Source organism: Arthrobacter pigmenti (assembly GCF_011927905.1).
Classification (GTDB): domain Bacteria; phylum Actinomycetota; class Actinomycetes; order Actinomycetales; family Micrococcaceae; genus Arthrobacter_D; species Arthrobacter_D pigmenti.
This window is the reverse complement of sequence record NZ_JAATJL010000001.1, coordinates 2,607,559-2,620,204: the sequence shown is the minus strand read 5'-3', so window position 1 is coordinate 2,620,204 and position 12,646 is coordinate 2,607,559. Positions and strand designations below refer to the sequence as shown.

Here is a 12,646-nt window from a genome sequence, read left to right as displayed (position 1 = left end):
AAACGCCTACCACTAACACCGGACGTGCACTGTGGCACGTCGAGGAGGATCTATGCACACTTCAACACCAGCCCACCGCGGCCGACGGCGCTACGCCGGGTTGGCCGCCGGCGTCCTCGCCGTACCGCTGCTCGTCAGTCTGGTCCCGCTGCCGGCGCTCGCGGACCACAGCGCCGCCCCTGGTTCCGTAACCCTTGTCGGCTCCCTCCAATCCGAGCTCGGTTGCCCCGGCGACTGGCAGCCCGAGTGCGCCGCAAGCATCCTCAATGAGGTGGAGGGCTCACCCGGAACCTACAGCGGCACCTTCGATGTCCCGACGGGAGATTACGCTTACAAGGCGGCGCTCAACGGAAGCTGGGCCGAAAACTACGGCGACGGTGGCGCGGCGGGAGGAGCCGACATCCCCCTGACCGCGCAGGGTGGGCAAATCACCTTCACCTACAACCACAGCACGCATGTGATCACCAGCGACGTTCCGGAGTCACTGGTCGCTGGCGCCGCTGCGCACTGGTTGGCTCCGGGTGTCCTGGCCTGGGATCTTCAGGAAGCACCCGAGGGCTCCTTCTACCGGCTCTATTCCTCGATGGACGGCAGCCTGGAAGTGATCGACGGCGTTGTCACCAATGGTGAGTTCATTGACCTGGAGCGTAGCTCTGACGTGCTCAACCCTGAGCTGGCGGCCGCGTCCCCGCACCTGAAGTCCTTCGATACGCTGACGCTTCCGAAGAAGGCGGCTCGGCAGGCGAGACACCTGCTCAAGGGCGAGTTGCTTGCTGTGCAGCTGGCCGCCGACGGAACGGTCCTGCAGGCTACGGGCGTGCAGGCTCCCCGTGTGCTGGATGCCCTGTACCCGAACGCCCTCAAACGGACACTCGGGTTGAGCTGGAAGGGTCAGCGCCCGCGCTTTGACCTGTGGGCTCCGACTGCCCGGCAGGTGACCCTCCAGGTGTACCGGGAAGGGTCCGGCGGCGAGGCTCTGGCCACCGTTCCCTTGAAAGAAGGGCACGACGGCGTGTGGTCCCTTCTCGGGGAGAAGGACTGGAAAGATGCCTACTACCTCTACGAGGTGGAGGTCTACGTGCCGGAAACGGGGAAAGTGGAACGCAACGTCGTCACCGACCCCTACAGCGTGGGCCTGTCCACAAATTCAGAGCGCAGCATGATCGTGAATCTCGCGGACCCCTCACTCGCGCCGTCCGGCTGGAACTCAACAAAGAAGCCCGCGCTCGCTCAACCCGAGGACCTTTCACTGTATGAACTGCACGTCCGGGACTTCTCGATCTCCGACACCACAGTCCCGGCGGGGCGCCGTGGCACATACGCAGCCTTCGCCGAAACGGGCAGTGACGGAATGCAGCGGCTTGCAGACCTGGCGGATGCCGGGCTGAACGCCGTGCACCTCCTGCCGGTGAATGACATCGGAACCATTGAGGAGCGCCGCGATGTCCAGGCAGAGCCGCAGTGTGATCTGGCAAGTTTTGCTCCAGACAGTGATGGACAGCAGGCGTGCGTTTCAGCTGTTGCGGGCAAGGACGGCTTCAACTGGGGCTATGACCCGCTGCATTACACGACGCCGGAAGGCTCCTACACCACTAATCCGGAGGATGCGACCCGTATCCGCGAGTTCCGCGACATGGTGGCGGGCCTCAACGGCATCGGGCTTCGGGTCATCCAGGACGTGGTCTACAACCACACGGCCGGTGCCGGGCAGGAATCGAGCAACAATCTCGACCGGATCGTTCCCGGGTACTACCACCGGTTGAACCCGACCAGCGGAGCCGTCGAAACCTCGACCTGCTGCCCCAATACGGCAACTGAGAACGCCATGATGGGCAAGCTCATGGTGGACTCCGTGGTGACGCTCGCACGCACCTACAAGCTCGACGGATTCCGGTTCGACCTGATGGGTCATCACAGCAAGCAGAACATGCTCGACGTTCGCGCTGCGCTCGATGAGCTGACGCTCAAGAAGGACGGTGTTGACGGCAAGAGCATCTACGTCTATGGCGAAGGCTGGAACTTCGGCGAGGTGGCGAATAACGCGCGGTTCGAGCAGGCCACCCAGCTGAATATGGCCGGCACAGGCATCGGAACCTTCAACGACAGGCTTCGTGACGCGGTGCGAGGCGGCGGGCCGTTCGACGAAGACCCTCGAGTGCAGGGCTTCGGTTCCGGTCTCTGGACCCAGCCCAACGGTGCGGAGGTCAATGGCAGTCCTGAGGAGCAGCGCGCCCGCCTGCTGCTCAGCCAGGATCAGATCAAGGTCGGCCTGACCGGGAACCTGCGGGATTACAGCTTCATTGACCGCACGGGAACTGAAGTCACGGGCGCCGATGTCGATTACAACGGGAGTCCCGCAGGCTACACCGCCGATCCGCAGGAAGCCATCACCTATGTCGAGGCACACGACAACGAGACACTGTTCGACAGCCTCGCGTTCAAGCTGGCGCCCGGAACATCGATGGACGACCGCATCCGGTTCCAGACCCTCTCGCTCAGCACCACGGCCTTCGGCCAGGGTGTTTCCTTCTGGCACGCCGGGGGAGAGGCACTGCGCAGTAAGTCGCTCGACCGCAACAGCTACAACTCCGGTGATTGGTTCAACCTTCTGGACCACACCGGAACCGAAAACGGCTTCGCCCGCGGACTCCCGCCGCGTGCGGATAACGCTGACAAATACGAGTTCATGAAGCCGCTGCTGGCGGATCCCGCACTCAAGCCCGCGCCGGCGGAGATCGCAGCGGCTCGCGATCAGGCACTGTCCTTGCTGGAGATCCGCACGAGCACGCCGTTGTTCCACCTGGGCACGGCCGAGCTGGTTCAGCAGAAGGTGTCGTTCCCCACGGGCGGCCCCGAACAGACTCCGGGCGTGATTGTGATGCACATTGATGACATCAGCGGACCGGACCTGGATAGCGAGCGTAGCGGCGTCGTCGTCGTTTTCAACGCGTCTGACACCGCTACGACGCAAACGGTGGCGGCTGCTGCGGGGCAGTCCTTTGAGCTGCATCCAGTCCAGCGGAACGGCTCGGATGAGGTTGTGAAGGACGCGGCCTTCGATTCAGCGACGGGCAGCTTCACCGTACCGCCGCTCACGGTAGCGGTCTTCGAGGCAAAGTAGGAACAAGTAAGCAGCGGTTAGGGCCGGGACAGTGGAGCACGCTGTGCCGGCCCTTTCCGTGTCCACGGAGTGCTCCCGGTGTTGACTCTGAACTTGCCTCGCCGATATCCTGAACGAACGGTCGGTAATTATTTCGGTCTGGCATCGAGCCAGTCCGCGCACAGTGAGGTGACCATCATGACAACCGCTACGGAAGCGCCGCAGGATCTGACCGCGGAGCAGGAGCAGTTCGACAGGCTGATTGCCGACGACTCCCGCATTGAACCCCGTGACTGGATGCCCGAGGCATACCGAAAGACCCTCGCCCGGCAGATCTCCCAGCACGCGCACTCCGAGATCATCGGCATGCAGCCTGAGGCCAACTGGATTACGCGCGCGCCGAGCCTGAAGCGCAAGGCCATCCTTATGGCGAAGGTGCAGGATGAAGCGGGTCACGGGCTCTACCTCTACTCGGCAGCCGAGACCCTCGGCACCACCCGCGACCAGATGATGGCGGACCTCATCGCGGGTAAGGCGCGCTATTCGAGCATCTTCAACTACCCCGCGCGCACCTGGGCCGACATGGGTGCCATCGGCTGGCTGGTCGACGGCGCCGCCATCGCCAACCAGGTGCCGTTGTGCCGCGCCTCGTACGGACCGTACGGCCGCGCGATGGTGCGCATCTGCAAGGAAGAGTCCTTCCACCAGCGGCAGGGCTTCGAAATCCTTCTTGAGCTTGCCAACGGCACCGAAGCGCAGAAGCAGATGGCCCAGGACGCCGTGAACCGGTGGTACGCGCCGAGCCTCATGATGTTCGGCCCGCCGGACGATGATTCGCCGAACTCAAAGCAGTCCATGGCCTGGAACATCAAGCGCTTCTCTAATGATGAGCTGCGGTCCCGCTTCGTCGGCATGATCGTGGAGCAGGTCAAGACGCTCGGTCTCACCCTGCCGGATGATGAGATCGGGTACAACGAGGAATCAGGCAAGTGGGAGCACGACCCGCTCGACTGGGACGAGTTCAAGGAAGTCCTCGCCGGCCGTGGCCCCTGCAACGCCCAGCGCCTCGAGCGTCGCAGGGAAGCGCACGACGACGGCGCGTGGGTCCGTGAGGCTGCTGCGGCTTATGCCGCGAAGCAGGCTGAAAAGCGAACGATGGAAGAGGCGGCCTAGATGACCGGCGGATCAACAACCGGCGACGACGGCGCCAAGGCCCCCAGCGCGGAGCAGCCCAAACACCCGAAGGCTGAGCCGTGGCCACTGTGGGAAGTGTTCGTTCGTTCATCGCGCGGACTCAGCCACGTCCACGCCGGCTCGCTGCACGCTCCGGACGCCGAGATGGCTGTTCGCAACGCCCGTGATCTGTACACACGCCGCAACGAAGGCGTGAGCCTGTGGGTGGTGCCGGCGTCGTCGATCATTTCCAGCGACCCGGACGCCAAGGGCCAGTTCTTCGAGTCCCCGCAGGGCAAGGACTACCGCCATGCGACGTACTACACCAAGAGCGAGGGAGTGAAGCACCTGTGAGCGAGTCGAACGCGAGCGCCACCCGCATCACGCCCGGCAATGCGCTGCGGCCTGAAGACATCGCCGCCGCCGACCTCAAGCCGGGCGAGGCAGTGGGGGAGTACGCGCTTCGCCTGGGCGATGACGCGCTCATCCTGGCGCAGCGACTGGGATGGTGGATTTCCCGTGCGCCCGAACTCGAGGAAGACGTGGCGTTGGGCAATATCGCACTGGACCAGATGGGCCATGCGCGGTCCTTCCTCACCTATGCCGGGCGAGCCTGGGACAAGACGGAGGACGATCTCGCTTACTTCCGCGGGGAGGACGAGTTCCGCTCCTGCCATTTGGTGGAGCAGCCGGACGGCGACTTCGCGCGGACTATCGCACGCCAACTGGTGGTTTCCCACTACCAGTTCGAGCTGTACTCGCGGTTGATGGATTCTGCTGATCCCACGCTGGCCGCCATCGCTGCCAAGGCCGTGAAGGAAGTCGATTACCACCGCGACCACGCCGGCCAGTGGGTGTTGCGGCTCGCCCTCGGAACAGACGAGTCCCGCCGTCGCATGATCGCAGGCTTGACGCTGACCTGGCCTTATGTCGGCGAGCTGTTCGAGGACGACGCCCTTGTAGCCAATCTCGACGGCGTTGCAGTGCGGCCCTCGGCGCTTCGTGCTTCCTTTGATGCGCAGGTCGAGGCGATTTTCGCCGAAGCCGAGCTCGAGGCACCCGAGGTTCCTGCCGCCGTCGGCGGTGGCCGTTTTGGACGCCACAGCGAGCACCTGGGCTATCTGCTTGCTGAGATGCAGGTGTTGGCGCGCGAACATCCGGGGGCAACATGGTGAGCACACAGTGCGTATCGATCAGGACCCGCGAAGAGACGCTCTGGGACATCGCCGCCACGGTGGCAGACCCCGAGATTCCGGTCCTCACCATCGAGGACCTGGGCGTCCTGCGCTCGGTGAAGACCGACGACGACGGCGGCAACGGTGGGGTTGTCGTAGTCACGATAACCCCCACCTACTCGGGGTGCCCGGCCATGGATGCTATCCGTGATGACATCATCACTGCGCTCGCAGCGAATGGGTACACCGACGTGCGGGTGAACCTCGTGCTCTCACCAGCCTGGACCACGGACTGGATGAGCGCGGCCGGGAAGGTCAAGCTCGAGGAGTACGGGATTGCGCCGCCTACCGGGAAGGCTGCCGCAGGAAAGGTGAGCGTAGGCCTCAGCGTCAAGTGCCCGCAGTGCTCGTCCCTCAACACGCGTGAACTGACCCGCTTCGGGTCCACATCCTGCAAGGCGCTGTACGTCTGCCAGGATTGCCGCGAACCCTTCGACTACTTCAAGGTCCACTAATGGCAGTCAAACTAGCGCCGTCGAACAAGCGGCGCACAGCCTTCCATGAGCTGACGGTCGCGGAGGTGCGCCGTCTCACCGAGGACGCCATCGAGGTGACGTTCGCCGTTCCCGAGGAGCTGTCCGGGCGTTTCGATTACGTGCCGGGGCAGTATGTTGCGCTGCGCACCATGCTGGACGTCGACGGTGAGCCGAAGGAGGTTCGCCGCAGCTACTCGATCTGTGCCGAGCCGCAGCCGGGCGAGGTTCGTGTTGCCATCAAGAAGGATCTCGGAGGTACTTTCTCCACCTGGGCCAATGAACACCTGAGGGCCGGCGACAAGCTCGACGTCATGAGCCCCATGGGACAGTTCATTTCGAAGCACCCCATGAATGAGCTGAACAGCCCGGAAAACATCGACACCGACTTGGAACACTCTTTCGTCGCCGTGGCGGCGGGCTCCGGAATCACGCCTGTCATCGCGATCGCGCGCTCCGTCCTCGCGGCGAATCCGGCGGTGCGCTTCGATCTCATCTATGCGAACAAGGCCGCAATGGACGTGATGTTCCTCGAAGAGCTCGCTGATCTGAAGGACCGCTACCCGGCACGCTTCGCGCTTCATCATGTGCTTTCCCGCGAACAGCGCATTTCGCCGCTGCTCAGCGGGCGTATCGATGCCGAGAAGCTGCAGTCGTTGCTGGCCAACGTCATCCGGACCGACGACGTCGACGAGTGGTTCCTGTGCGGACCGTTCGAACTCGTCCAGTTGTGCCGGGACACGCTTGCCGAGCGCGGTGTGCCTGCGGAGAAGGTGCGGTTCGAGCTCTTCACCACTGGGGAGCCGACCAAGCCCGAGGGGCAGATCGGGCGGCCGGTCCGGGAGGATCAGACTGATGACAGCTATGCCATCACCTTCAACCTGGACGGCCTCCAGGGCAACGTCTCGAGCCCCACGCACGCGCGGGAGTCCATCCTCAATGCGGCGCTGCGGGTGCGCCCGGACGTCCCGTTCGCGTGCGCCGGCGGTGTCTGCGGGACCTGTCGCGCCAAACTGGTGAGCGGAACAGTGGATATGGAAGAGAACTACGCCCTGGAACCCGACGAAATAGCGGGCGGGTATGTGCTCACCTGCCAGTCCCGGCCCACCAGCCCTGAAGTCAGCGTGGACTACGACGCTTAACCCCACCATCGAGCGGCCACTTATGACGGCATCTCGGAAGGAAAGGCGTTATAAGTGGCCGCTCGATGTGCACGAAACTACCCAAGGAGCACTCATGATCGACCTGACCATTGAGAACAACGTCGCCGAAATCGTCCTGAACGCTCCGGAGAAGCTCAACGCCCTCAACGAGGATGCGGTCGCTGAGCTCTCGAGAGCGTACGACGACGCCGCCTCCGCCGCCGCGGAAGGCCGGGTCCGCGCGTTGCTCCTGCGCGGCGAAGGCCGTGCCTTCTGTGCGGGACGGGACATTGCCGGCGTCGAACCGGAAACGGACGACGCCGTCGCCTACCTCGACGGGCTCGTCACCCCACTGCTGAAGAAGATGGCCGGCTTCCCGGCACCGACCTTCGCCGCCGCACACGGCGCTTGCCTTGGCGTTGGCCTGGGTCTGCTCATCGCGACCGACGTCGTGTACGTTGCCGACTCCGCGAAGATCGGATCGCCGTTCGCCAAGCTGGGAGCCACACTGGACTCGGGGGGCCACTGGCTGTTCACCGAGCGGCTGGGAGCCCACCGCACGCTTGACCTGATCTACACAGCGGACCTGATGTCCGGCGCGGATGCAGTGGCTGGCGGCCTTTTCAGCCGCGTCTTCCCTGCCGACGAACTGCTCGATTCCACGCGGTCAACGGTGGGACGAGTTGCAAGCGGCGCTACCGGCGCTTTCCGGGCATCCAAGGGTTTGGTCGCCTCCATTCGGGATCGCAGGCTCGGACTCTGGGACGCAGTCTCCGAGGAAAATACCGCGCAAGGAGAATTGTGCGGCAGCGAGGACTACGCGGAGGGTTTCCGGGCCTTCCAGGAGAAGCGAACCCCGGTCTTCAAAGGCTGAAGGAACCGGTTCGCATCCACTGACTAATACACAAAAGCAACTAGTATTGCAACATTTTGAACTCGATTTACGTCGAATTCGCTACAACGGGGACATATTTGTCACTTTGTAGCATTTACTGGGACATGTGGTCGGGGTCGGTTCGTCGAGGGGCCTGATGGGGGATGGTGACATTTAGAACGGGATGTCACCTCCAGACGATGAATGCCCCGGCCACGCCGCTTTTTGAAACAGAGACACCTGAAGTTCTGTCACCGAGTGTCCATGTCCTCGAAGACCAGGAATGTCTGCGTGTCCAGCACCCCAGGCATGGACTGCAGCTGGTCGAAAATGACCCGGCGGAGATCGACGTTGTCCTCCGCGCGAACCAGCAGGATCACATCGAAGTCCCCACCAACCAGGGCTATATGGTGAATCTCTGGAATTGCCCGCAGCTGTTCCCTCAATTCCCGCCAGGAATGCTGCCGGACCTTGAGCGTGACATAGGCGGAGGATCTCAGGCCTGCCTTGATCGGGTCAATCAGTGCCGTGAACTTGGTGAGGACTCCGCTCTCCGTGAGCCGGGCAATGCGTGAATACGCGTGGGCGCGTGAGATATGCACGTTTTCCGCAACCGCTGTGACCGACAGCCGGCCATCCATTGTCAGCTCTGCAAGAATTTTCCGGTCCACTTCATCGAGCGGCTGCTCTACCATATGTCTACATCCTTGGTCGTAATCCAGATCACAATAACTTTTTGTCTACGAGAATAGCTGAACTGTATCCACCTATCCATGATTTCGGCGAGAACTGGATACGAAACCGCTCTCAGAAGGATAATCGAGGGACAGACCAGCGTCATCCGGTAGCGCCGGATGCGTCCAGGCAGAGGAGTCGCCCAAAGTGCCACGGCGGCGATGGAGGTAGCTATGACCATTCATTCGGAAAGCTCCACGGGCAATTCGGCGGACAACAACTACGGCGCGTCCATGAAGGACGGCGGTCAGCGCCGCAAAGGCCAGGACAGCGGTCCCTCGGCTGAGGAGTACATGCTCCCATCGGATGAGCCGGTACAACTGGTTGACCCGCGAGGTGAACACGTCCATAACGACCGCTACCCACTGCCCGACGGCGAAGCCCTCCTTGCCGCTTATGAGAAGTTGGTCATCGGCCGGCGAATCAACGAGCAGGCCAACGCGCTCGTCCGGCAGGGCCGCATGGCCGTCTACCCGTCATCCCACGGCCAGGAGGCATGCCAGGTGGCTGCCGCCGTCGTGCTCGAAAAGGATGACTGGCTCTTTCCCACCTACCGGGACACGGTATCGGTCATCACGCGCGGGGTTGACCCGCTGGAAGTGCTTACCCTGCTGCGCGGCGACTGGCACGCCGGCTATAACCCGCAGGAGCACAAGACCGCCACCCAGGCCACGCCCCTGGCAACCCAGCTGCTGCACGCCGTCGGAGTTGCCCATGCTGCGAAACTCCGCGGCGAGAACACCGTGGTGCTTGCGATGTGCGGCGACGGCGCCACCAGCGAGGGCGACTTCCACGAGGCACTGAACTTCGCGGCCGTTTTCCACGTGCCCGTAGTGTTCCTCATCCAGAACAATGAGTACGCCATCTCGGTGCCGTTGAAGAACCAGTCCGTGGCGCCGTCGTTGGCGCACAAGGCGATCGGCTACGGAATGCCGGGCGAACGGGTGGACGGAAACGATCTCGCAGCAATGCTGTCCGTTCTCGGCAAGGCCGCTGACCGGGCGCGCGACGGCGGCGGCCCGGCCCTCGTGGAAGCCCACACCTACCGGATGCAGGCCCACACCAACGCTGATGATCCCTCCCGCTACCGCCAGCAGTCCGACGTCGAGCAGTGGGTGCCGAAGGACCCGATAAGCCGGATGCGGACCTACCTGACCAACCTCAACCTGCTCACGGACGAGGTGGAGCGCAGCATCACGCAGGCCGCCGAACATATGGCCGCGACACTGCGCGACGGCCTGAATGAAGACCCCGAGGTTGATCCGATGGATCTCTTCGAGTTCGTCTACTCCGAGAAGACCAGCCAGTTGCGCGAGCAGGCCGCTCTGCTGAAGGAAGAACTCATCCGTGAAGGGGTCCAGCGATGACCGACACCGCCGTACGAGCCGCTCCGGCGCCGGCAAAAACCGGCCCGCAGCCAGTCACGTTCGCAAAGGCGCTCAACGCCGCGCTCGCTGATGCGATGGAAGCGGATTCATCAGTTGTGATGTTCGGTGAGGACGTTGGGCCGCTCGGCGGCGTCTTCCGCATCACTGACGGACTCACGGCCCGCTTCGGGGAGGAACGCTGCTTCGACACGCCGCTGGCCGAGGCCGGAATCATGGGCATGGCGGTCGGCATGGCGATGAACGGGATGCGTCCCGTCGTCGAGATGCAGTTCGACGCCTTCGCCTACCCCGCCTTCGAGCAGGTGGTCAGCCACGTTGCGAAGATGCCCAACCGGACCAAGGGTCGTGTCACGCTGCCGCTGGTCATCCGGATCCCGTATGCCGGCGGCATCGGAGGTGTGGAGCACCACTGCGACTCCTCCGAGTCCTACTACGCCCACACCCCCGGCCTCACTGTGCTGGCGCCCGCCACGGTCCGCGACGCCTACCTCATGCTGCGCGAAGCCATCCGCTTCCCCGACCCCGTGGTCTTCCTGGAGCCGAAGAAGTTGTACTGGTCCAAGGAGACGCTGGACCTTGAGGAACTTCGGAAAACAGCCGACGACGACGGCGCCCCGGGCGTTGGCCGCGCGGTGGTCGCCCGCACGGGTACTGACGCAACGCTGGTTGCGTACGGTCCCTCCGTTCCAACCGCGCTTGCCGCCGCAGCGGCAGCGGCCGAGGAAGGCCGCAGCCTCGAAGTGATCGACGTCCGCTCGATCGTTCCGTTCGACGATGAAACGGTGAGCGCCAGCGTGCGGAAGACGGGACGCGCCGTCGTTATCGCCGAAGCGCCGGGCTTCGCGTCGGTGGCTTCGGAGATTGTTGCCCGGATCCAGGAGCGCTGCTTCCACTCGCTCGCCGCACCCGTGCGCCGGGTGACGGGCTTCGACATCCCCTATCCCGCGCCGAAGCTCGAGCACTACTTCCTGCCCAGCGTGGACCGCATCCTGGACACCGTGGACGAACTGCAGTGGGAGGACGAGGCATGAGTGCCGAAACTCTTTCCCCTTCAGCGAAGGTCTTCCTGCTGCCCGACCTCGGCGAAGGACTGACCGAAGCTGAACTGGTCAACTGGCTGGTCGCGGAGGGTGACACGGTGGTCGTTGACCAGCCGGTCGCCGAAGTGGAGACCGCCAAGTCGACTGTGGAGGTGCCCTCGCCGTTCGCGGGCGTCGTCACCCGGCTGCATGGCGAAGCGGGAACAACCATCAACGTGGGTGCCCCGCTGATTTCCGTGCGTCCGGATGGTGCCCCTGGTGCTCCCGCAGGAAGCGCGGACGCCGAGGCTTACCGCGAGGAGGAGCGCGCCGGCGTTGACGTGCCCTCGGATGGGGAAGTGGCTTCCGCTCCCGCCGCCTCGGAAGCTGAAGCCGACGCAGGTGGCTCCGGCAACGTCCTGATCGGATACGGTACGCCCGGTACTGGGACGGGCGGACGGACCCGTCGGCGTAAATCTGCCGCGGCCGCGCCAGCTCCTGCAGCCGCGGCTCCCGCCGCTCCTGTCAACGAACCGGCCACGGAAACACAGGCCGTTCTCTGCATCTCACCGCTCGTCCGCAAGCTGGCCCGCGATGCTGGCATCGACCTGCGTTCCATCTCCGGCAGCGGTGCCAACGGGATGATCCTGCGCCGCGACGTCGAGCAAGCGCTGGGGTCTTCGAAAGCTTCCCAGACTGATTCGGTTGCTTCCGCCGGCTCCGGCCGCGCGGCTGCCTCGACGCTGAGCGGTACGGGTGACGAGGACCGCCGCAGCGGGTTGGGTATCTCCGACCGCATTCCGGTCAAGGGCGTCCGCAAGACTGTGGCGGAAGCCATGTCGCGCAGTCGTCGTGAAATACCAGAAGCGACCGTGTGGGTGGACGTCGATGCAACCGCACTGGTGAACCTCCGCGCCGAACTGAAGCGCCGTCAGCCCGATTCGACGCCGGGCATCCTGGCGTTCGTAGCGAGGTTTGCGCTCGCCGGGCTCGCGAAGTATCCGGAGCTGAACACCCGCATTGTTGAACGTGAGGACGGCACCAGCGAGATCCTGCGGTTCGACGGCGTGAATCTCGGAATCGCTGCGCAGACGGACCGCGGGCTGATGGTTCCGAGCGTGCATCGCGCGGACCGGCTCAGCGCGCGCGAACTGGACGCGGAGATCCGCCGGCTCGCCGCCGTTGCACGCGATGGAAAAGCGACGCCGGCCGAGCTCACATCGGGCACGTTCACGCTCAATAACTACGGGGTGTTCGGCGTCGACGGCAGCGCTGCAATCATCAACTACCCGGAGGCTGCGATCCTCGGACTCGGCCGGATCATCGACAGGCCGTGGGTGGTCGAGGGCGAACTAGATGTTCGGAAGGTGACCGAGCTGACCCTCGCGTTCGACCATCGCGTGTGCGACGGCGGAGTGGCGGGCGGTTTCCTCCGGTACGTTGCGGACGCCATCGAGAATCCGGGCGGCGTGCTGGCCGACCTCTAGCGGTTTGTCTGCCGCTAGCG

At 64.0% G+C, this 12,646-nt stretch carries 11 protein-coding genes; 10 read left to right on the top strand and 1 reads right to left on the bottom strand.

What is annotated here, in order from left to right:
- Positions 1-52: 52 nt before the first annotated feature.
- The 7 genes from pulA (at position 53) to BJ994_RS12185 (ending at position 7,997) form a co-directional block, all read left to right on the top strand.
- Positions 53-3,121 carry a pullulanase-type alpha-1,6-glucosidase gene (gene pulA / locus BJ994_RS12215; protein WP_167994497.1) on the top strand — a complete coding sequence of 1,023 codons (3,069 nt, stop codon included), beginning with the start codon at positions 53-55 and terminating at the stop codon, positions 3,119-3,121.
- A gap of 177 nt (positions 3,122-3,298) precedes the next feature.
- Positions 3,299-4,273 carry a 1,2-phenylacetyl-CoA epoxidase subunit PaaA gene (gene paaA, locus BJ994_RS12210; protein ID WP_245192287.1) on the top strand — a complete coding sequence of 325 codons (975 nt, stop codon included), beginning with the start codon at positions 3,299-3,301 and terminating at the stop codon, positions 4,271-4,273.
- Positions 4,274-4,627, top strand: coding sequence for a 1,2-phenylacetyl-CoA epoxidase subunit PaaB (gene paaB, locus BJ994_RS12205; RefSeq protein WP_167994495.1), 354 nt, complete (start codon positions 4,274-4,276; stop codon positions 4,625-4,627).
- Entirely contained in the window at positions 4,624-5,448 is an 825-nt protein-coding gene (gene paaC / locus BJ994_RS12200; protein WP_167994493.1) for a 1,2-phenylacetyl-CoA epoxidase subunit PaaC, read from the top strand. The genes paaB and paaC overlap by 4 nt, the downstream gene beginning before the upstream one ends.
- Entirely contained in the window at positions 5,442-5,963 is a 522-nt protein-coding gene (paaD, locus tag BJ994_RS12195; RefSeq protein WP_167994491.1) for a 1,2-phenylacetyl-CoA epoxidase subunit PaaD, read from the top strand. Before paaC ends, paaD begins: the two co-directional genes overlap by 7 nt.
- A complete protein-coding gene (gene paaE, locus BJ994_RS12190) occupies positions 5,963-7,123 on the top strand; it encodes a 1,2-phenylacetyl-CoA epoxidase subunit PaaE (RefSeq protein WP_167994489.1) in 1,161 nt (386 codons plus the stop codon). Before paaD ends, paaE begins: the two co-directional genes overlap by 1 nt.
- Before the next feature lie 94 nt (positions 7,124-7,217).
- A complete protein-coding gene (locus BJ994_RS12185) occupies positions 7,218-7,997 on the top strand; it encodes an enoyl-CoA hydratase/isomerase family protein (protein WP_167994487.1) in 780 nt (259 codons plus the stop codon).
- Positions 7,998-8,248: 251 nt separating this feature from the next.
- On the opposite strand, the gene BJ994_RS12180 is transcribed toward BJ994_RS12185, so the two are convergent.
- On the bottom strand, positions 8,249-8,692 hold the full coding sequence (locus tag BJ994_RS12180; protein WP_167994485.1) for an Lrp/AsnC family transcriptional regulator: 444 nt from the start codon (positions 8,690-8,692) through the stop codon (positions 8,249-8,251).
- 213 nt (positions 8,693-8,905) lie between these two features.
- Here BJ994_RS12180 and pdhA point away from each other — a divergent pair, with 213 nt between their 5' ends.
- The 3 genes from pdhA to BJ994_RS12165 are packed head-to-tail and all read left to right on the top strand — an operon-like array spanning position 8,906 to position 12,626.
- Positions 8,906-10,099, top strand: a complete 1,194-nt coding sequence (gene pdhA, locus BJ994_RS12175; RefSeq protein WP_167994483.1) for a pyruvate dehydrogenase (acetyl-transferring) E1 component subunit alpha — start codon at positions 8,906-8,908, stop codon at positions 10,097-10,099.
- A complete protein-coding gene (locus BJ994_RS12170; RefSeq protein WP_167994481.1) occupies positions 10,096-11,151 on the top strand; it encodes an alpha-ketoacid dehydrogenase subunit beta in 1,056 nt (351 codons plus the stop codon). The genes pdhA and BJ994_RS12170 overlap by 4 nt, the downstream gene beginning before the upstream one ends.
- Positions 11,148-12,626: a dihydrolipoamide acetyltransferase family protein gene (locus BJ994_RS12165; protein ID WP_167994478.1), complete on the top strand. Its 1,479-nt coding sequence runs from the start codon at positions 11,148-11,150 to the stop codon at positions 12,624-12,626. The genes BJ994_RS12170 and BJ994_RS12165 overlap by 4 nt, the downstream gene beginning before the upstream one ends.
- The last annotated feature ends 20 nt before the right edge of the window (positions 12,627-12,646 follow it).